The sequence below is a fragment of the Collinsella sp. AM18-10 genome (assembly GCF_003471585.1).
GTDB lineage: Bacteria > Actinomycetota > Coriobacteriia > Coriobacteriales > Coriobacteriaceae > Collinsella.
This window is the reverse complement of the sequence record NZ_QRJO01000020.1, coordinates 14,860-35,307: the sequence shown is the minus strand read 5'-3', so window position 1 is coordinate 35,307 and position 20,448 is coordinate 14,860. Positions and strand designations below refer to the sequence as shown.

Genomic DNA, 20,448 nt, shown 5'->3' with positions numbered 1-20,448 from the left:
CTCAAGAAGGAGTAATATCGGGACTTGCAGCGACGGACCTCGGGACGCTCTTACACCACGTCTGCGCGCGCCACCCTCTTCTTGAATGACTAGTTGTTAAAGAACACTCAGCGACTACTCCAATTCGCGACACACTGTGTCGCGAATTGAGCTGTTCTCACCACCGAAGACCGGTGAAAGCTCCTGGCCAGAATCTCGATAGTTTGTTAAAGTGCCCCCTCTGCAGGTTCAATGAGCGCTCATGTTCCAGACTAGCAAGTGAAGAAATATCGAAGCCATCGATGCTCATTTCCTATCGAAAAAACTAGTCAATACACGCTAATTAGCTTGATAAACTGCTTGTATTTTTGTCTACAAAACTGTATACAAAAAGAGATTCCGGTAACCAGCGCTCGACATTATGTCAATCGATAGGAGGCGCTATGGACGCCAAGCAGCTTGAAAAGATGATGGGGTTTGCCCCCGGAGAGTTGGAGAAAGCCGCGGAGGCATACGAAAAAGATGAATGGCCGAAGGGTCGCACCATCAAGCCGGGAAGGCCGTCGATCTCTGATGAGCCAAGCGTTGTTTTATCGGCACGTGTGGGTAAGTCTGTTCTTGAAGCCTTTGACGCAAAAGCAAAGCGCCATGGGCAAACACGCACGGAGCGACTCAGAGAGCTCATCACGCTCGATGCAATGATTGCTTAGACTCCACTCTCCCGCCGACCCAAACATGTACGCCAGCATCCAAAGTCGACATTTTTCGACATCTTTGAATGCTGGCGTACAGCTTTTTTGCAACATAGTCATCGGGGACGTTCTTAAATGACCAGTCGTTAAAGAACGTCCCCGATAACTAACTAGCCGTGGAAGCGGGCTATAGGCGCAAGTGGCTGCTCGCGAAAGACACGCTCGACGGCGGCACGGTATTCGTCGACCTTTTTAGTCTTGCGTACGAGCTTGTGAACGGTAGCGGGGTCGGCGAAGGCGCATTTGGCGTAGAACCACCACTCCTTCATGCGAAAGACCGCGTTGCCCCCAATCTCGTCCGCATAGGCCGCAAACAGCATGTCGTGGAAGCGCTGCAGCTCAGCGGCCGTGGCAGCAGGGCCGCCCTTAACCATGCGAGGCAGCGCGGGGTTCGCAAGCAGGCCACGCCCCAACATCACATGGCGCGTGCCGGGATAAGCCTCCACCAGCGCATCCATGTCCTCAAGATCAAAAATATCGCCGTTGTATGCCACAGGAAACGGTGCCCGCTCCAACGTCTCGCCGTAAAACTCCTTGCGCGGCGATCCCGTATAGCGGTCCTTTTGCACGCGCGGGTGCACAATCAGCTCCGCCAACGGCATGCGACAGTAGAGGTCGAGCACGCGCTTGTACTCGTCGTCGCTTTCCAACCCCAACCTGGTCTTGACCGACACCGGCAAGGGCGAGCGTTCGCACACGTCGCTCAAGAACACCTCGAGCTCATCCAAATTGCGCAGAAAGCCCGAACCCTTGCCTTTCGCGACCACCGTACCCGAAGGGCAGCCAAGGTTGAGGTTGACCTCGCGGTAACCCATATCGGCAAGCACCTGCGCCGCCCACACAAACTCGTCCGCATTCTTGGACATCAGCTGGGGCACCACGTTAAGTCCCTGGTTGTTGGCAGGATCGACCTCTTTAAACGCCTTGCCACCAAAGCGGTTGCCCACCCGCGGCGGCGGCAAAAACGGCGTGTAATAACAATCGAGCGCGCCAAAGCACTCCGCATGCACGCGACGGAACACATGCCCGGTAATCCCCTCCATGGGGGCCAGCGATAAATACATCAACATCCACTCTCAAATCAATGTGACAAAGGGACAGTCCCTTTGTCACATCCCATTCAAGCGGTTCAGGAACTCTTCGCAGGCGCGAGAACGCAGGCGATATTTTTTCCACACCAGATACGATGCAATGGTGAAGGGGCAAAAGGGCAGTCCCTTTGCCCCAAGTGCCGGCTACCGGACGCAAGCTAGTTGCCGTTCGCGAACGCCGCCCATATTTCGAGGTCTAATACTTTTCCCGAGAAGTGAACGGCTGTATTTGGACCCCCGAAGCATTGACATTTTTAGGCGTCAAAACCGCAGGATTTGACTGGCAAAACCGCAGGAAATTGCACGCTAAAAGTGTCGATGCTTCGGGAGTCCGTTTTCACTCGTTCACTTCTCGGGAAAAGTATTAGACCTCGATTCCGCAGTCCCCGATGTGACAAAGGAACAGTCCATTTGTCACATTCAGAATTGACCCCCCCCCGCAATAGCTCATCGATGGCGGGATTCTCTATACTGGGTCACATATGACGGTATCGCGCCAAAGGAGAACGCCATGACCACCTCGCAGATATCTCTGCTCGCGCTCATCTCGGTTGGAGGCATCGGCATCCTGTTTATCGGAGCGAGCATGCTCATGAAGGCCGCCGCCCGCAAGAAAGCCAAGGCCTGTACCGCCGTGACCATGGGGACGGTCATCGACCATCGCTTTATGGGTGAAGGCAGAATGAATCCCGTTTTGGAATACACCGTCGACGGCACGCAATACCGCGCGAAAAAACAATTCCGTGGCATAAAGACCAAAAGCTTGTCGGGACTCCCCATCCGCACGCAAGCCACCGCCTACGAAGACGCCAAGGGCTGGCTGCACGTGCAGACAGGCCCCATCGCCCGCCTAGGCACCCTCGCGGAGCAGCTTTGGCCCCTCGGTAGCCAAATGACCGTGTACTACAACCCCAGCAACCCAGACAAAAGCTATGTCGAACGCCCCATCGTGGGCAACTTTGCCACACTGATGTTTAACATCGCAGGCTTCTTGCTCATCGCGATGAGCATCTTGTTCTATGTTCTTATCCAGCGCTAGCTCAAACTGATGCGCCCCGCGCCCCATGCGCCGCAACGACCGTTACGACACCAAGGATCAGCCATGGCAACACTTTCCGAACAAGAACGCAAGCGTATCCAGCGATACTGCATCTACCCCAAGGTTGCCGGTGCAGCGCTTGCCATGGCGTTTGTGCTGCCATTTTTGATCATTCCCTTCGAAATGATTGACGATATCGTCTTCCATCACGAAGGCTTCCAAGAAACGGGCATGATAGCCGCCCTGGTGCTCACCGCCGTCGAGCTCGTCATCTTCTGCTATTGCGCGCTCGCGCCGCGCTTTGGCATGCGCGGCAAGCAGTGGAAAGAAATGCAGCGCCGACTCGCCGTCGAGCAGTCCGAGAAAGACCGCTCGGCACAAATCGCGGGCGTTATTGGCACGCAGGCCGCCGCGCGCCTACTCAAGAACAGCGACAACGAGACCGCGCGCAACCTGGGCGGCGCGGCAGAAGTCGCCGCTGCCGTTGGCGCCGTCGCCACTGCAGCTGACGTGCTTACCGAGAGCTTCGCTAACGCAAAGGCCATGGCAGAGGCCTGCGGCGTGCCTATCCCCCGTGCAAAAAAGTGGATCGTCGCGCTTGTGGCACTGCCCCTCGCAATCGTGTGCGGTGCCTATATCCCGCAGCTGGCGCAGGGAAACATCGAGATGCAACAGAACGCCGCGGCCGCGGCCGAGCAGATCGCCATCGCCCGCAAGGCATTAGAGCCCGCATGCGAGCACGTGTCCGCCGATGATCCCTACGAGCGATATCAAGATTACGGCTATCATGTCCGCGGCTATCTGCACGAAGGCGACTCCGACGCCCAGAAGACCTATACGTATCTGGACTTTGACAACAAGGGGACGCTCAAGGAAGTGAGCTACGCGGCAGAGGTCGACCCCAGCGCGAGCCTCGAGGATAACCTTGCCCGCATCGAACGCGAGCTTGACGAGCTTTCCTCTGCCGTTCAAACCGTTGACGTCAAGACGGTGAGCCCCGAGCTCTTGGCACCGCAGAAACTCCCCGAAGAGTTTAGGCAGGCATTTTTGAACGGCTCACTCTACGAGAGAATCTCTATCAGGACGAGTGACGACCTCATCAAAACGTATTACTCGTTTGATACGGATCCCGAGGACGAGTTTGACGAGTACACCCATCCAAGCGTCCGTATTACGCTGATGGGCAAAACAAACTAGAAGGCGCGGGAAGGGGCCACCCCCTTCCCGCGCCTTTTCATCCAATGTGACAAAGGGACTGTCCCTTTGTCACATTATTCGGAGCGTAGGGCTTCCACAGGGTCTTTCTTGGATGCGCTGCGGGCCGGCAGCAGGCCGGCAACGACCGTCAGCAGCACCGAAACTGCAATAAGCACCAGCGCATCCTGCACGGGCAGGCTCATCAGATTGGGTACCTGCTTGGCCGCAAGCGCCCAGGCATTAACCGGAAGGCTCACAGCCACCACGACGACAATGGCAAAGACGCCGGCAATGAGACCTTCGATAAAGGTCTCGGCATTAAATACGTTGGCCACGTTGCGCTTTGACGCGCCAATCGCGCGCAGGATGCCAATCTCCTTTTTGCGCTCCAGCACGCTGATGTAGGTGATGATGCCGATCATGATGGAACTCACCACTAGGCTAATGCTCACAAACGCAATGAGCACCAAGCTGATAGTATTCACGATGTCGGTCACCGAACCCATGATGATGCCCATGTAGTCGGTGTACGAGATTGCCTGCTCGTCGTGGCCGGCGGCTTTGACCTGCTTGTTATAAGCATCGATGTGATCGAGCACGCGCTCCTTGGCCTCAAAATCGCGCGGGAAAATCTTGACCGAGATGGGGTCCGCCTCATCCGCATAGCCCAACGTGGTCAGATTGTTATCGTAGGTGAGCTGCGACGCCTTGGCGTAACTCATCATGAGCGAACTCAGGTCCTCGGCGTCCATGTTGAAATGGATGGCACGAGCAAAGGCACTCGCATCCACACGCATAGCGCTCGCCAGGTTGGCAATACTCGACGACATCTGTGTAGCCATCTGGCCCATGAGCCCCGCCGCGCCTGCTTTAAGCTGGGACGATACCGTTGTCGCAATCTGGTCGCTGATTGTCTTGGTCACCTGGTCCATTGCCTGCTGCAGATACGGAGCCAGCTGCTTTTGGACATAGTCGGTCATCGCCTGTTGCAGGCGCTCGGCCAGGACATCGCCGCCGAGCGCCCTGAGCTGAGCCAGGTATTGCTGGGCTGCGGCATCATTCTCAAGATATGCCGAGAATGCGGCAGCGAGCTTTGACGCGTCTTTAAGGTCTTCGGGTGACAGCGCCTTAAACTGATCAGAGCGCATAAAGCCCTCAAACAGCTGGTTGGCAAGTGCTCCCACCTGCTGCATTTGCTCAGGCGTGAGCTCAAGACCATCAAAGATGCCCGAGAAATCTGGGGCCGGCGCTTTGGCCATGATGTCGCCGAAGTCGATGTCCTTCCCAACACCCGAAAGGTCAATGTCCAGGCCGGACAAGTCGAGACCAGAAAGGTCCATACCGCCGGCTGCGCCCGAGAGCGCAGACGTATCGAGTGAGAACGCGCTCTTCAGCGCCGCCTCGTCCACACTGAACATGCTGCTCAAATCCACGCCTTGCTTGGCCTCGCCCTGCAGCTCGTCGAAGGTTTTGCCCGTAAAGACATCCGTCTCGGGGTGGGCAAGCTGCTCCTGCACAATCTGCGAATCGGCAGCACGCTCCATAAGCTGGCGAGTCAGCGCATGCGTATAGGCAATGCCCGGGGACAATGCGCTCGCGTTTGCCGTCTCGTTGGGTCGCACCACGCCCACAATGCGCACGTCAATACCGTCGGCAACCTTGGCTTTCATAAAGTCGGCGTCGCCAGACATGTCAGTCCACATGCCGGTCTCTTCGTTTTTGCGATAGGCATCGGCCGGCGACAACACCTTAAACGTCGTGGACAGTGCATCGTCGTAGGTAAAGTCGCTGCCGGTCTTGGGCGTCTTGACCTTGCCGTCGGCCGTCATGGCACTGTTAACCAGGTCGTTGAGCTCATCGATATCCAGCGCGCCGATACTGTAGAGCGTGTAGTCGCCCACTGTTCCGCGGCTCGAAAGCACCATCACGGCCTCGTTGGCAGACGTAGGCCAATGGCCGGCAACGACATCGTACTGGCTGTCGAGCAGACTCTGGTCGTCAATCATCTCGTTAAAGACCGAGGTTCCCATGGAATCCATGCTCACCGTTGCCGCCGAACTTGCGCCGCCGCTCATGGCCTCGGTCATAGCGTTGGGCACCAGCCGGACAGGCTTCTCATCGCCCTTGCCCGCACGATAGACAACCGGCGTCACGCCGTAGCCGTACTGGATAGCGTTGACCTCTTTGTCGATACCGTCGCCGCCGTCGTCAAGCCATGCCTTAAAGCTTGTCATATCGTTAGATTTAACACTTGCGAACATGTCCTTTACGGCTGTGACCACAGGGATCTTGTCGGTTCCCTTAGCTTTGCCACCGGTAGCGTCATCGGACGAGCCCTCGCCCTTGGACGCCTCCTCATCGGTAGCCCCATGGCCGCCCATCATGGACGACAGGTCGTAGTCTTGTTTGGAAATCGTGAGCGGGTAGCTCGAGAGCGTGTCCTCCTCGACCTTTTTGATGTAGTCGTTTACGCCGTTGGAGAGCGCCAGGATTGCCGCAATGCCGATAATGCCAATCGAACCCGCAAAGGCCGTCATGACCGTGCGGCCCTTCTTGGTCATGAGGTTTCGGGCAGAAAGCCCCAGCGCCGTCACAAAGCTCATCGAGGTTTTGCGCGTGGGCTTGGCCTCGCGACGCGCGGCCTCGGCAGCATCAAAGGGATCTGAATCGTCGGTGACCTTGCCGTCCGCCAGGTTGACAATGCGCGTGGCGTACTTGTACGCCAGCTCAGGATTGTGCGTGACCATGATGACCAGACGGTCGCGCGCAACGTCCTTGAGCAAATCCATGACCTGGACGGACGTCGTTGAGTCCAAGGCGCCGGTCGGCTCGTCAGCCAGCACAATCTCGGGGTCATTGATCAGAGCGCGGGCAATGGCCACGCGCTGCATCTGCCCGCCCGAAAGCTGGCTCGGGCGCTTGTCAACGTGCTCGCCCAGACCGACTGCCTCGAGCGCCTTGCGCGCACGTTGGCGGCGCTCGGCATGCCCCACGCCCGTGAGCGTAAGCGCCAACTCCACGTTTTCCAAAATGCTCTGATGCGGAATGAGGTTATAGCTCTGGAACACAAAGCCGATGCGATTATTGCGATAGGCATCCCAATCGCGGTCGTTGAAGTCCTTGGTCGAGATGCCGTCGATCAGCAAATCGCCCGAATCGAAATGATCGAGTCCACCGATGACGTTGAGCATCGTAGTTTTACCCGAACCCGAGGGACCCAGAATGGCTACGAACTCGTTATCGCGAAAAGACAGGCTTACGCTGTCGAGCGCTACCTGCGTAAACGACTGCGTAACGTACCTTTTGCAAATAACTCTGAGATCCAGCATGGACGGCAACCTCTCTCGCGCGGGCGCGCTCGCCCGCTCCCCCCGCCGTTCACGTTCGGCGCGTTTGTCCTACTCTATCCTCATTTTTGGCCGATACCAGTGAAGAATGTAACGAACCGCGCCAAAAAACGAACGGGACAGCACGCCGCATGGCGCACCATCCCGCATATAACATCCCCGATGCGACAAAGAGGCTGTCACTTTGTCACATTCCAATGCGCGCTACTTTTCGAGCCCGCACGGCATAACGTTAGCGCTGCCGCGGCGAGCCTCAGTCACGGCTGCAAAGAAGCGATAGCCGCCCGAGAAGTTAAAGCACTCAAAGCCATGCTGCGCCAAAATGCGGCAAGCAATGTAGCTGCGAATGCCGCTCTGGCAAATCACGTAAACCGGCTTGGCCCGGTCGAGCTCGCCCAGGCGATTGCGCAAATCATCGACGGGAATGTTTACGAAACCATCGATATGCCCGCGCTCATACTCCCCTTCCGTACGAACATCGAGCAGCTGCACGCTGCCATCGCGTGGCAAGTTGGGCTCATCCTCCCAATGCCACTGCGCCAGTATGCCGCGATTGAGGTTCTCGATCATAAAGCCCGCCATATTGACGGGATCCTTCGCCGATGAATACGGCGGCGCGTATGCTAGGTCCAAATCCTTAAGCCTATCGCCGCGCATGCCTGCCTGGATGGCAGTCGCCAGAACGTCGATACGCTTGTCCACACCATCGATGCCCACGATTTGCGCACCCAGCAGGCGCAATCCCTGCTTCTCGAAGACAACCTTCATGGTCATGGGCGTTGCACCCGGATAATAACCCGCATGCGAACCGGGCGACAGGACCACGCTGTCGCAGTCAACTCCCGCCGCGTGTGCCGCCTTTTCGGATAGTCCCGTGCTTGCCGCCGTCAAGTCGAATACCTTGATAACCGATGAGCCCAACGATCCGAGGTAGCAGCTGTCCATGCCGGCTATGACATCGGCGACGACACGCCCCTGCTTGTTGGCGGGGCCGGCGAGCGAAATGACCGCGTCCTCGCCGGTCACCTGATGCGTGACCTGCACGGCATCGCCCACGGCATACACGTCGGCAGCAGAGGTCTCCATGCGGTCGTTGACCACAATAGCCCCCTTGATGCCCAGTTCGAGCCCCGCCTCTTGCGCCAGATGGCTCTCAGGTGCCACGCCAATGGCAAGCAGCACCATATCGGCTCCGATAGGGTCATCGCCCGCAACATGGGTGACAACGCGGCCATCAACTTCCTCAAAACCTGTCACATCGGCCTTGAGGCGCAGATCGATACCGTGCTCACGCACCTCGGTATGCAAAAGGGTCGCCATGTCGTAATCCAGGTTGTTCATAAGCTGGACGGGACGCTGCAGAAGGGTCACCTGGAGCCCCAGCTCGCACAGATTCTCCGCCGTCTCGACGCCAATGAAGCCGCCGCCGATCACGACGGCACTGCTCGGTCGCCGCTCTCGAACATAGCTGTGAATACGCAGCGTGTCCTCAACGGTGCGTAGGCTAAAGATTTTATCCGAGTCGATGCCCGGCAACGCAGGGCGAATCGGCTTTGCACCCGGCGACAGGATGAGCTTGTCATACGTCTCGACAAATTCCTCGCCCGTCAGCATATTGCGAACCTCGACCGTATGCGAATCGGGATGGATGGCAAACACCTCGTGACTCGTCTTGACCGCAATGCGAAAGCGATCCCAAAAGCCCTTGGGAGACTGCAGCGTCAATGCGCTCTCTTCTTCTATCACGCCGCCAATGTAGTACGGAAGCCCACAGTTGGCATACGATACAAAACCCGTGCGCTCAAAGATGACAATTTGGGCCTGCTCGTCGAGTCTGCGCAAACGTGCCGCCGCCGATGCGCCGCCCGCGACGCCTCCAACGATAACCACCTTCATAGCTAACGCACCACCTTTCCCGTGTAGCCGCTTATGCCGCCGATATTCTTGACACTGCCATACCCAGAACGCTTAAGAAAACTCACAGCTTGGTTGCTTCGCGCACCGCTCAGGCAATGCACGAAAAGCTGCGTGCCCTTTCGACGTATACCCATGATGCTACCCCGAAGCAGAAAAAAGAGTCGCTGTTTCCAGCGACTCCCCTTCAGTTGTCTGTCCCACGGACTTACTGTTCGCTCTTCGCGAGTGCCTGATCGATCAGTTTGTTGAGCGCCTCGCGCTGCTCAGCGGAGTTGATGCCGCCCATGATCGGCTCTCCCACAATGTTACCGTTCTGGTCGATCACGTAGGTGGTCGGGAACGAGTACAGGTTGGAGGTGAACTTTCCGGCCTCGCTGTCCGACTTAAACCAGATGTTCTTATACGTTACGCCCTTCTTGGAAAGCACGTCCTTGGCATCGGCCACCTCGTCTTTGTTGCCATCGAGCGTAAAGGAATTAACGCCCACGACCTGGCCGCCCTTCTCGGCAAGCTCCTTGTTGAGCTTCTCCAGATCGCCCAGCTCTCCCACGCACGGCTTGCAGGTGGTAAACCAGAAGTTCATGACGGTGACCTTGTTCTTGGAGAACAGCTCGTCGCTGTTTACATCGTTGCCGTCCAAGTCCTTGCCCTTAAAGCTGGGGAACTTCGTCTCCCCGCTCTCGCCGTTGGTCATGCCCGCGGTCGAGGCATCAACACTCTCCCCCTCGCCGGGCGTGCTGCCACATCCGGGGAACTCCTTCTCCAGCGCCATGAGCTTGTCCTCGATCTCCTTGACCTGCTGCGCGCCGGCCTTAAGCGTCTTAAGCTCGTCAGCCGCAAACTGATCCTTGGCGCCCTCGATGGTATCGAGCAAGAAGTCACCGTAGTTCTTGCCGTCCTCAATCATGGGAGTGTCTTTGTTGGCCGCAAGGAACACCTTTTCCCATAGGGCGTTATCGCTCGCAAAGATCTCGTTTTCCTTTTGCAGCAGCTGCTGGTACAGCTCGGCCGCCTCCTCGGCGCTCGACGGCTTTTGTGCCACAAGCTCGGCAATCTGCGCATCGCCGCTCGTAGCACCCTTCGCGTCGCCCTTGGGGGCAGAGCACGCCGCGAGAGTCAGCGCCAGCACGGGCAGCATCAACAGAGCCGCAATTTTTGACAGTTTCATGGTTCCTCCGTTTATATCGAAACTTATATAGGTACCTATTTGTTTTCGCAGGCTTGCGTGGACTGCGCGGGTTTGTCGCCCGTCACACCCAGCCCATAGCGAAAGCTAATAGCATCGACGGGGCACGCGCCCACGCATTTGCCGCAACGAATGCACTCGGCATGGTTGGGCGTACGCGTAACGTCCACGTCCATTTGACACACCTTGGCGCACTTGCCGCACGAGACGCATTTGCACTGGTCAACCTGGATCCCCAGCAAAGACACCTTGTTCATGAGTGCATAAAACGCACCGAGGGGGCAAATCCATTTACAGAAGGGGCGGTAGAACAGCACGCTCAGCACCGCAACCACAATGAGGATTGCGAGCTTCCAGGTAAAGAGCTTTCCCAGCGCGGAACGGATTCCCGTATTCATGATGGACAGCGGAATCGCGCCCTCGAGCACGCCTTGCGGACAGATGTACTTGCAAAAGAACGGGTCGCCCATGCCCACATCGTTGACTACCAGAACGGGCAGCAGCACCACGGCAAACAGCAGCACGGCGTACTTGATGTACGTGAGCAGCTTGAGCTTTTTCGTCGAGAGCTTTTTGCCGGGAATCTTATGCAGAAGCTCTTGCAGCCATCCAAACGGGCATAAAAAGCCGCATACAAAACGCCCCAGCAGCACGCCGATCAGAATGAGCGTTCCGGTGACGTAATACGAGAAGCTAAACTTAGACGAGCCCACCACCGACTGAAACGACCCGATGGGGCACGCACCCGAGGCCGCTGGACACGAGTAGCAGTTGAGGCCCGGCACGCAGACGGCTTTGCCCGCTCCCTGGTAGATGCCGCCCTTGGCAAAGTTAGGCAGGTGAATATTGGTCGCAAGCGTCGCCGCCGCCTGAATCAATCCACGAAATCGCGCTAAAAGATGCGATGCAGTGTTTTTTCTTTTATCCAATTCCGATACACTCCAAGCACAGCCTGATTGCCTTGGCCAGCACGGCATCTGCCTCGCCGCGCATAATGCCAAAGCCAACCATGGCTACCCCAACGATCAGCAAAGCCACCTGCGCCACAGGCTTAATCGCTTTGAACAATCTGACCACTCCTTTCGTTTCGCGACCCATTGGACCATACCGACTATAAAATCCGTGTTAAGCGCGAATGACTATGCAAGGAGAACGTTATGCGCATCTTGGTCGTCGAGGACGAGCGGGCGCTGTGCGATGCGATCGCACGCAGCCTGCGCAACTTAGCCTATAGCGTCGACTGCTGCTACGACGGGCAGCAGGCCCTCGATCTGCTCGATGTCGAGACCTTTGATCTTGTCGTGCTCGACCTCAATCTCCCCCATGTCGACGGCATGACCGTGCTCAGGCAACTCAGGACAACTGATTGTGAGACCAAGGTGCTTGTGCTCTCGGCACGTGGCGAGGTCTCCGACAAGGTAGCGGGGCTCGATGCGGGCGCCAACGACTACCTCACCAAGCCGTTCCATCTTGACGAGCTGGCGGCACGCATACGCAGTCTCACGCTCAGGCGCTTTACGCAAAACGACGTTGTTCTAGCCTGTGGATTGTTGAGCTTTGACACCAAGGCGCGCCTCGCCTCCGTGGGCGGCGAGACCCTATCCCTCACGCGCAAGGAGACCGGCATCTTGGAATACCTGATGCTTAACCAGGGGCGGCCGGTGAGCCAGGAAGAGCTTATCGAGCATGTATGGGACAGCAGCGTCAACAGCTTTAGCAACGCAACCCGCGTTCATATCTCGTCGCTCCGCAAAAAGCTACGCAGCGCTTTGGGATACGACCCGATTCGCAATCGGATTGGAGAGGGCTACGTTATGGAGGATGGAGAATGAAAGGGCTTTCGCTGCAATGGCGCATAACGATTATGACGGCACTGCTGACGTGTGCGGCATGCGTACTGACGAACTGCTTGGTCGGCTATACGGGCATGCGCTACATGGATGCCATCGGCAGCGACATCTCGGCCTTTAACGCAACCGGCGAAGATTCGCTCCAGGCGTTCGACCCAACGAAAGCGGCCCTCGATGACAAGGTCACAATCGTCGTAAATGACGCACAGGAGTCTTTTGGCACGACAGCCTGGTACATCACGGCTGGAGTCACACTCCTTGGCGGCGCGCTGGCATACTTTGTGAGCGGCCGTGCACTCAAACCGCTACGGGCTTTTGCAGCTCAGGTTGAGCGTGTGCAGCCTGACAACCTAAGCGAAATCAGACTCAATGAAGATGTGCCCACCGAGCTACAACGATGCAGCGCCTCTTTCAACGACATGATCGCTCGTCTTGGCGAAGGGTTCTCTGCACAGCGTCAGTTTACCGGCAACGCCGCACACGAGCTTCGCACCCCGCTCGCCCTTATGCAAGCACAGATTGAACTATTCATCTCCGAGCACTCCGGTTTGCAACCCGAAACAGCCGAGCTGCTCGGCCTGCTACAAGAACAAACTGAGCGGATGTCGCGGATGACCAAGGTGTTGCTCGAGATGAGTGAGCTCCGCAGCGTTCCTTGCGAGGACGATGTTGAACTTGGTCCCTTGTCCGAAGAGGTCCTCACCGACCTTGCGCCACTTGCCGAAAATAAGGGCATAGCCCTCAATTGTGCTGGAGACGCTTTAGTAATCGGGAGCGACACGCTCCTCTATCGGCTGGTGTTTAACCTGGTCGAAAATGCCATCCGTTACAGCCGCCCCGGCTCGACTGTCAACGTCTCCATCTGCGACAACAACAGCCGCGTGTTCCTGCGAGTCGAGGACCAGGGCCCGGGAATACCCAAGCAGTACCACGAGAGCATCTTCCAACCGTTCTTTCGCCTGGATAAATCCCGCAGCAGGGCATACGGCGGCGCAGGACTCGGACTCGCGCTCGTTTGGGAGATTGCAGCGCTTCACGGTGGCGCTGTAGAGGTCGAAGCAAGTTCCGAGAACGGGACCACTATGCTCGCAAGCCTTCCAAAACGATCCGCAGCATTAACCGAACAGTAAAACGAAAGGGGTCCCGCACACGTTTGCGCGGGACCCCCTCCCTGTCAATGCAATTCGCCCAAAAGAGTAGAAGCCTACTCCCACTCCACCGTGCCGACGGGCTTCGGCGTGAGGTCGTAGCACACGCGGCAGATGCCGGGAACCTCGGCGGTGACGCGGGCGGTAATGCGCTTGAGCAACGCCCAGTCGAGCTCAGGCACCTCGGCGGTCATGACATCGACGGTGTTGATGCAGCGGATGATACAGGGCCAATCGTAGGCGCGCTTGCCCTCGCGCACGCCGGTGGCGCGGAAGTCGGGCACGACGGCAAAATACTGCCAGATGGTCAGACCCGCCTTGTCGATCTCCTCGCGCACGATCGCGTCGGCTTCGCGCAGCGCCTCAAGACGGTCGCGGGTGATGGCACCAAGGCAGCGGACGCCCAGGCCGGGACCGGGGAACGGCTGGCGCTCGACCATGTTCTCGGGCAGGCCGAGCTCGCGACCCACGACGCGGACCTCGTCCTTGTACAGCAGTTTGACGGGCTCGCAGAGCTCAAACTGCAGATCCTCGGGCAGACCGCCCACGTTGTGGTGAGCCTTCACGCCGTCTTGGGACTCAAGAATGTCGGGATAGATGGTGCCCTGGGCGAGGAAACTGACCTCGTCGCCAACCTTGCGGGCCTCCTCCTCGAACACGCGGATAAACTCGGCACCGATGATCTTGCGCTTGGCCTCGGGCTCCTCGACGTCCACGAGCTTATCCAGGAAGCGATCGGTCGCGTCCACATAGACCAGGTTAGCGTCCATCTGGTTCTTGAAGACGTCGATGACCTGTTCGCTCTCACCCTTGCGCATCAGGCCGTGGTTCACATGCACGCAAATGAGCTGCTTGCCGATGGCCTTGATGAGCAGGGCCGCGACAACCGAACTGTCGACGCCGCCGGAAAGAGCCAGCAGGACCTTCTTGTCGCCGATCTGCTCGCGGATTGCAGCGACCTGCTCATCGATGAACACCTGGGCAAGTTCGGGAGTGGTGATACGCACCATGTCGTCGGGACGCTTGTTGGGATCCATGCAGAGCTCCTTCTCGGTTCGATGGAAATGCGCCGCGCGTATGCAGACGCACCGTCATATGACCTCATTATATGCAGAACGAGATACGTTTCCCATCGCTGCGACAGAGCTTTTTGCAGGGGCGGCAGTTTTTCTATATCCCAAGGTCAGCTAGACTTCGGTAGCCACCTTGGGAGCATCGCCAATAGACTCTTCCTTTATACGTTCGGCACAATCGTAGACGATACCCACAAATTCCAGTCCCGAGCAACAAGAGTACAATTGCTGCTAGTGTTGCCAGCTGTTGGGAGATGGAAGATGGACTGCGATGGCTACCCATGCGTTCCCATGCCGTTGATGTGCACCGCCTTTGTGCCGGGGCAGATTGACGCTGCGGTTGCAGGCATTTCCGACCCCGATTCACGCGCCATCGCCACGGCAGAAGCGCTGTACTTTCGCGGACAGGCCGCACTCGCCGCCAAGACGGCGCACCCCTATCTTGACGTCACCGATCCCGCGCTGCGCTATTCCGCATGCTTTATCTGCGGATACGCCAGTCTGTCGCTCAACCGTATCGCCGACGCCCGCCGGTGCCTTGCGGGCATCCTCGATACGCCGGCCGACGAGGAATCGCCCGCCGTCCACGCCACGCATATCCTGTTCGCCTCGGCCGCGAGCGTCCTGCTGCACTTGCCTTCCCCGTATTCTGCCGAAGAGTTTTATCCACTTGCGGCGCACCTACCCGAAGGCCTGCGACTGTTCGCCAGCTACGTGATGGCGCACGCCTTGTATCTGCGCGGCGAATACGGCCGCAGCCTGGGCATGGCGGAAAACGCCCTAATTATGAAACAGGGAAGCTATCCCATCTCGGAACTGTTCCTGCACCTGGCAGCTTCCATGGCATGCATGAGCCTCAAGGACATCGACGCCGCAAAAGCGCATTTTGGAGCCGCTTGGGACATTGCGCGCCCCGACGGCCTTATCGAGCTCATTGGCGAGCACCACGGCCTTTTGCAGGGGCTCATCGAGGCATGCCTAAAAACGCAATACCCTGACGACTTCGCACGCATCATCGAGATCACGTACCGCTTCAGCTACGGCTGGCGGCGCATCCACAACCCCGATTCGGGCGAGGACGTTGCCGACGATTTAACGACCACAGAGTTCACCATGGCCATGCTCGCCTGCCGCGGATGGACCAACGCTGAAATCGCACGCCATATGGGAGTATCGCCGGGCACCGTCAAAAACCGCCTATCCGGCGTATACGCAAAGCTTGGCATCGGCACACGCGCCGAGCTGGTCGCGCACATGTTGCGTTAGCGACCGGGCTGCCAAGCGCATCGAACGCGTTCCGGAACCCGGCGCTTCGCTCGATCAATTTGGACATTTTGACCCTTGAACGGCACTACCGCCACGAAGCGTCTTCTCGCAAAATTGGATTATTTCCACCGATATTTGCGGGATGGGAGCCCAAGATGCTTGATCGCCGTTCGTTACTTGTTGCCGGAGCGTCCTCACTAGCGAGCATCATGTTGCCTCGCGTGCCGGGAAGCGAAAATGCCTTCCTGCTGCCGTTCGCGCCCACCGCGGCCTATGCCGACGAAAAAGACCCCTTCAGGGTGCTCGTTCTCTCGCGCACCATGTTTGGTGTGGTCGTGGTCGACGTCGCCAACAAGAATATGCCCATCAAGGGAGCGCAGGTCACGCTCACGTCGCGCTACGCCGCAGGCGAGCAGCTCGCCGCCACGACCGATGACGAAGGCACCGCCATCTTTGAGATTGCCTCGCTTTCGGAAGGCTACGTAGACGAGGCAAAGCTCCTTGACGCGTACGACTTTAACGGCGGCATCTCCATTAACATGGCGGGCTACCGCGATGTCGAGATTCCCCTTGCGCGTATCCAGGGCGGCACCGCCATAACCGCGCCCACGCGTCCGCTTTCCGACGGCGAGCCGTACTTCCGCCAGCTCACATTCGACGAATGGGACATCCAGTACGCTGAAGCAACGTTCATGGCATTGCCGAAGGACGACACGGCAAACGAGCAGCCCGATACGCACGCCTTTACCGTGCAGGCTCATCTGCCGCAGGGCGGGCAGGCAACATTGCATATCAATAAAGTGATGCCCGCTGCGGGCAGCTCAACCGAAACCGTCACGCAGATTGGTCAGATCAAGGCCAGCGCATCGAGCGCGGATAATCTGGCGACGTTCACACTCGAAGACAAGTTCCTCGATGCAGCGTCGAGCCTTCTGGAAGAAGGATGCAAGCTGCGCTTTGTCCTCGACTACCAGGACAAAACCTACACGCTCTCCTCCCCCATGGCCGTTGTTACCGCGCCGGCGGCAAAGGCGGAATCCGGATCGACCACTATCGTCCCCACCACTATGGACCAAGAGATCACTCCGTTTGATTTCCCCGCATCGTTTCCCGGCATCGGTGGTAATAAGTTCACGTGCTGGATGCCCTCGTTCCCCATTCTGTTCGATTTCTCGTTTGCCGGGTACGTACTGTTTGGCGGAGGATACAAACCAGCCAGCTATATGAACGATTCGGGCAACCCTGATCCGGAATACTGGAAGAAATCGCCGCGTGAGTCGGGCGCCAAGCAGGCAAACCGCTACCTCGACGAGATGGAGGGGAAGTGGAATCAGTACAAAAGTATGAGTGCCGGTTCGGGCACCGATCCAAGAAACACCAAGCTCCTTCGCCACCATTGCACGCCGCTGTTCACGATGGATATCGCCACACAGCTGTACGGCTCGCTCGCCTACGATTGGGTGGGCAAAACCTGGGGTAACAACAACGACCCTGCATACGGCAATATTAAGGCCCTCTTCCAGGTAAGAACTGACCTCAATTGGACCGAGCAGTTTACCCTAGGACCGGTGCCATTTTTCCTAAACGTCAACCCTTGGGTGCTGGCGAAGCTGGCACTCGCTGTGGGTGCCCACACGCACGGCAGCGGCGCGGCGTTTTTCAAGAACATTTCGCTCGACTATTCCAACACGTCGGGCTCGTTCACCATCCAGATCGGACTTGCCGTCACCTTTGGAGCCGGCGTTGCAGGCGTCGCTTCGTCTGCCGTGCGCGGTGCCGCATCCCTCACGCTGTTCATTGGGTACGAGAAGGCAGATGGACACCAGCTTCCGCGGCTGCGCGTGGGTGCAGACGTCGATGTCGATGTGATACTCCAGTTCGTAATGTTCAAGTGGACCACCAAGGCTTGGTCGGGGTCGTGGCCCACACTCATCGATTCGTGGAATATGTCGGTGAACAATGACGACCGGTATGTGCCCCAACGCTCTGAGCTGGCATTGGGTGGAGATACGCCTTACACGCTGGATGCCTGCTTCGGCACGCCCGGCAACACCGAGGCAGGTGGTGTGCCGCAGTTTATCGCGTCGGCCACCATCGTCACCAATTCCGAGCTGCTCGCACGCGCCGAGGTTGCAGCCGCCGCGATAAACGTCGCGCCTGTCGTGCGCGATTGGGATCAAGCGGTCACGCGCATTGAGCTCGAGGCGGATGCAGAAAGCGACGACACGGGACAGGTTGAGCATTTCGTCCACGCACTGATGGAAAACGACGAAAACGCCGCGCCGATGTATGAGTACACCTACATCGGTCAGTCAACGAACGCCGTTGCGGACCCGAACGCCAATTCTGCCGGCGTGTCGGAGGACGAGCGTGGCGGCATAAAACCCTCGAGCGACAACGTGCTGTTTTCCGGCGTGCTCAGCGAAGCCCACATGAAGCTAACGATGATTGCCGGCGTAGAATGCCTGTTCCGTATCGCCTCGGTGCGCTACGGCGACAATGGCCGCTCGCGCCTGGTGGTGCACACAAAGGCAAACGGCACGTGGTCCGCTCCCACGCCCGTGGACTTTCCCCTTGGGTTTGGCGAGGGCGACGTGGAGCGCGACGGCATATTCGATTACGACTTCGACGTGGTGGAATATACGGACGGAAGAGGAAACCAGGACGCCTACGTGCTGCTGGTCTCGGGCGAGCGCCCCGCCGGCGACAACACCCTTTTCGATACGGCAAGCACAGCCGGCATACTGTCCGTCGTGCGTCTGCGCATAAGTAATGACGAGATCCGCGTGGTGTCGCATACGTCATGGCGCAGCATCTCGCGCGGCCGCCTGCAAGAGGATGGCTACCATTGCCTGCAGTGCCCGCGTATCACGGTAGGCAAGGCGCTGGTCAACGGACGCCTGTCGGGTGCCTACCTCCACCGCCGCGGAGCCACCGCAGAGAAGGCGCTCGGCAGCGAGGCTGAGGTTGCGCTGGAGTGCTTCACCCTGTGGTCGGACGTTTCGGGCGACAGCCTGACGTTCCGCCAAGTTCTTCGCTTTCCGCAGGCACCGTCGAGTATCGAGCTGAGCGAGCCCGAGAATATCAACGGCAAAATGGTGGTGCCCGTTGCGTACGAGACTGCAGGCGGTTGCGGCTGCGCATCGTACGCCGTGATCGGCCAGTCCATTGCGGGTTGGGGCGTTATGCCACCAGACGCCACGGTGCCCCATGCGGTGCCGTGGCCACAACATTCGGGCTTTTTGGCCACCGTCAACGAGCAGCTGCAGCATATTACTTGGACGCGAGGCGCATCGGCATTTGCAACGCAGCCCGTGGGTGCCGCAGGCTGTGGCCCGGCATCGTTTAGCGTAAGCAACAACGGCAGGTGCGCGCTCTATGTAGAGAACACCGATGGCAAGGTGGGGCAAACCTACGACGAAGAAGGCAACCCGGTAGCAGTGATGGGCAAGCACTTCCGCATCTTCGCCAGCACCTTGGCAGGCGATCTGTTCACGGAGCCGTTCGTGATGTGCGAGCTGGACCATCCCGTCGATCAGATAACGACATTTTTGACGTCGGGAGGCATGCTCTCCGCGCTCGCCACGCACATTGTGAGCGCGGAGAAGAGCGAGGCAGAGCTGCACGGTATCGAAGTGCCTCTGGTGGCGTGTGCCACTCCGACGGGCGCGGTCGCTACCTCGGGCGCGGTGGTGCCCGGAGCAGCAGGCGAATCCTTCATGGTCACGGTGCGAAACGACGGCAACACTTTGCTGACTGCCGGCACGATCGATCTGTACCGAGAGGGCTCCAGCCAACCGTTCTCCAGCGCATCCATCGGATTCGGAGCGAACGTACGCATGGCTTCGATCTACGATCCAGAGCTTGCCGAGGATGCTTCGACCAATGATATGGCACACGTGAAGTACGCGCTCGAGACGCTGGGCGCACGTTTTGCGACGCACCCGCTGGTAGCCGACAACGGCAACGCCGTGCTGGCACCGGGCTGCACGGCACAGTTCCGCATGAGCTTCGCCATCCCCGAGAGTTGGAGCGACGAAGTGGGCAAACGCGTAACGCTGTATGCGAAGGCACGTAATCTGGTGGCGCTCGATCCCATAACGCTCGAGGAAATTCGACCGGGCGCAAACTCGGCGCTGGGTGCCGTACTGCACGAGCTTCATGTGCCCGACGCGGCATGCGAACGCTCAGAAGCTCAGGTCGGTGTATGCGACAGCGCGGATACGACAGGACTTCACGACGCCCCGATGACAGCAGACGGCGATGGTGGTTCGAGTGGCGGCGGTGCTGACGAGGGCGGCGGCTCCGGCGGAAGCAGCTCCGGCAGTGGCAAGGACCACGGCAATAACAAGCGCTCCGGAAAAGCGGGTGCGCTTGCGGGCACGGGCGATGTCAACGCTCCCCTTACGGCAGCCGCTGCAGCACTCGCCGCGGCAGGCGCCGGCCTCGTCGCCTACAGCGCCCGCCGCACGGCGGTCGAAAAAGACACCGCCAATGAGGACAATTCGGATAGGACTCGCTAGCTCCTAGTTACTTTTGTGAGAGGCGCCGACTCGGCTCATCGAACATCAAAATGGGCTGGTTCTGAATACCCAGAGCCAGC

General features: G+C 58.4%; 14 protein-coding genes. 7 read left to right on the top strand and 7 right to left on the bottom strand.

The window, feature by feature from the left end; genetic code table 11:
* Positions 1–422: 422 nt before the first annotated feature.
* The gene (locus DW211_RS09360) at positions 423–689 is read left to right on the top strand and encodes a ribbon-helix-helix protein, CopG family (RefSeq protein ID WP_118094936.1); all 267 of its coding nucleotides are present in this window, start codon (positions 423–425) and stop codon (positions 687–689) included.
* Between the two features lie 152 nt (positions 690–841).
* Here DW211_RS09360 and DW211_RS09355 read toward each other — a convergent pair whose 3' ends face one another.
* On the bottom strand, positions 842–1,795 hold the full coding sequence (locus DW211_RS09355; RefSeq protein WP_118260459.1) for a tRNA-dihydrouridine synthase: 954 nt from the start codon (positions 1,793–1,795) through the stop codon (positions 842–844).
* A gap of 538 nt (positions 1,796–2,333) precedes the next feature.
* Here DW211_RS09355 and DW211_RS09345 point away from each other — a divergent pair.
* Both DW211_RS09345 and DW211_RS09340 read left to right on the top strand, forming a co-directional pair.
* Complete coding sequence (locus DW211_RS09345; protein WP_118260453.1) at positions 2,334–2,861, top strand: DUF3592 domain-containing protein; 528 nt, start codon at positions 2,334–2,336, stop codon at positions 2,859–2,861.
* Between the two features lie 63 nt (positions 2,862–2,924).
* The gene (locus DW211_RS09340) at positions 2,925–4,058 is read left to right on the top strand and encodes a hypothetical protein (RefSeq protein WP_118260451.1); all 1,134 of its coding nucleotides are present in this window, start codon (positions 2,925–2,927) and stop codon (positions 4,056–4,058) included.
* A gap of 74 nt (positions 4,059–4,132) precedes the next feature.
* Here the strand turns inward: DW211_RS09340 and DW211_RS09335 are convergent, their stop codons facing one another.
* The 5 genes from DW211_RS09335 to DW211_RS09315 all read right to left on the bottom strand — a co-directional run bounded on the left by DW211_RS09335 (position 4,133) and on the right by DW211_RS09315 (position 11,576).
* Positions 4,133–7,387 carry an ABC transporter ATP-binding protein/permease gene (locus DW211_RS09335; protein ID WP_118260449.1) on the bottom strand — a complete coding sequence of 1,085 codons (3,255 nt, stop codon included), beginning with the start codon at positions 7,385–7,387 and terminating at the stop codon, positions 4,133–4,135.
* A 222-nt stretch (positions 7,388–7,609) separates the two neighbouring features.
* A complete protein-coding gene (locus tag DW211_RS09330; protein ID WP_118094926.1) occupies positions 7,610–9,301 on the bottom strand; it encodes an FAD-dependent oxidoreductase in 1,692 nt (563 codons plus the stop codon).
* Between the two features lie 226 nt (positions 9,302–9,527).
* Positions 9,528–10,490 carry a redoxin domain-containing protein gene (locus tag DW211_RS09325; protein WP_117766816.1) on the bottom strand — a complete coding sequence of 321 codons (963 nt, stop codon included), beginning with the start codon at positions 10,488–10,490 and terminating at the stop codon, positions 9,528–9,530.
* A gap of 35 nt (positions 10,491–10,525) precedes the next feature.
* Positions 10,526–11,437 (bottom strand): 4Fe-4S binding protein, encoded by a 912-nt coding sequence (locus DW211_RS09320; protein ID WP_118260447.1) that lies wholly within the window; start codon positions 11,435–11,437, stop codon positions 10,526–10,528.
* Positions 11,430–11,576, bottom strand: a complete 147-nt coding sequence (locus DW211_RS09315; protein WP_197032826.1) for a CD1871A family CXXC motif-containing protein — start codon at positions 11,574–11,576, stop codon at positions 11,430–11,432. Before DW211_RS09315 ends, DW211_RS09320 begins: the two co-directional genes overlap by 8 nt.
* A gap of 89 nt (positions 11,577–11,665) precedes the next feature.
* Between DW211_RS09315 and DW211_RS09310 the strand changes: the two genes are divergently transcribed.
* Positions 11,666–12,340: a response regulator transcription factor gene (locus DW211_RS09310; RefSeq protein WP_117635849.1), complete on the top strand. Its 675-nt coding sequence runs from the start codon at positions 11,666–11,668 to the stop codon at positions 12,338–12,340.
* A complete protein-coding gene (locus DW211_RS09305; protein WP_117635850.1) occupies positions 12,337–13,488 on the top strand; it encodes a cell wall metabolism sensor histidine kinase WalK in 1,152 nt (383 codons plus the stop codon). Before DW211_RS09310 ends, DW211_RS09305 begins: the two co-directional genes overlap by 4 nt.
* A 74-nt stretch (positions 13,489–13,562) precedes the next feature.
* Here the strand turns inward: DW211_RS09305 and guaA are convergent, their stop codons facing one another.
* Positions 13,563–14,543 carry a glutamine-hydrolyzing GMP synthase gene (gene guaA, locus DW211_RS09300; protein WP_117635851.1) on the bottom strand — a complete coding sequence of 327 codons (981 nt, stop codon included), beginning with the start codon at positions 14,541–14,543 and terminating at the stop codon, positions 13,563–13,565.
* Between the two features lie 297 nt (positions 14,544–14,840).
* On the opposite strand from guaA, the gene DW211_RS10225 reads away from it, so the two are divergent.
* The gene (locus DW211_RS10225) at positions 14,841–15,845 is read left to right on the top strand and encodes a helix-turn-helix transcriptional regulator (RefSeq protein WP_199408678.1); all 1,005 of its coding nucleotides are present in this window, start codon (positions 14,841–14,843) and stop codon (positions 15,843–15,845) included.
* Between the two features lie 155 nt (positions 15,846–16,000).
* Complete coding sequence (locus DW211_RS09290; RefSeq protein WP_118260446.1) at positions 16,001–20,368, top strand: hypothetical protein; 4,368 nt, start codon at positions 16,001–16,003, stop codon at positions 20,366–20,368.
* Positions 20,369–20,448: the final 80 nt, after the last annotated feature.

Bases quoted from the DNA above. Each gene is read 5' to 3' on its own strand.
- DW211_RS09340 (WP_118260451.1), top strand. From the start codon at position 2,925: ATGGCAACACTTTCCGAACAAGAACGCAAGCGTATCCAGCGATACTGC.
- DW211_RS09335 (WP_118260449.1), bottom strand. From the start codon at position 7,387: ATGCTGGATCTCAGAGTTATTTGCAAAAGGTACGTTACGCAGTCGTTT.
- DW211_RS09345 (WP_118260453.1), top strand. From the start codon at position 2,334: ATGACCACCTCGCAGATATCTCTGCTCGCGCTCATCTCGGTTGGAGGC.
- DW211_RS09325 (WP_117766816.1), bottom strand. From the start codon at position 10,490: ATGAAACTGTCAAAAATTGCGGCTCTGTTGATGCTGCCCGTGCTGGCG.
- DW211_RS09305 (WP_117635850.1), top strand. From the start codon at position 12,337: ATGAAAGGGCTTTCGCTGCAATGGCGCATAACGATTATGACGGCACTG.
- DW211_RS09290 (WP_118260446.1), top strand. From the start codon at position 16,001: ATGCTTGATCGCCGTTCGTTACTTGTTGCCGGAGCGTCCTCACTAGCG.
- DW211_RS09330 (WP_118094926.1), bottom strand. From the start codon at position 9,301: ATGAAGGTGGTTATCGTTGGAGGCGTCGCGGGCGGCGCATCGGCGGCG.
- DW211_RS09355 (WP_118260459.1), bottom strand. From the start codon at position 1,795: ATGTATTTATCGCTGGCCCCCATGGAGGGGATTACCGGGCATGTGTTC.
- DW211_RS09310 (WP_117635849.1), top strand. From the start codon at position 11,666: ATGCGCATCTTGGTCGTCGAGGACGAGCGGGCGCTGTGCGATGCGATC.
- DW211_RS10225 (WP_199408678.1), top strand. From the start codon at position 14,841: ATGGACTGCGATGGCTACCCATGCGTTCCCATGCCGTTGATGTGCACC.
- guaA (WP_117635851.1), bottom strand. From the start codon at position 14,543: ATGGATCCCAACAAGCGTCCCGACGACATGGTGCGTATCACCACTCCC.
- DW211_RS09360 (WP_118094936.1), top strand. From the start codon at position 423: ATGGACGCCAAGCAGCTTGAAAAGATGATGGGGTTTGCCCCCGGAGAG.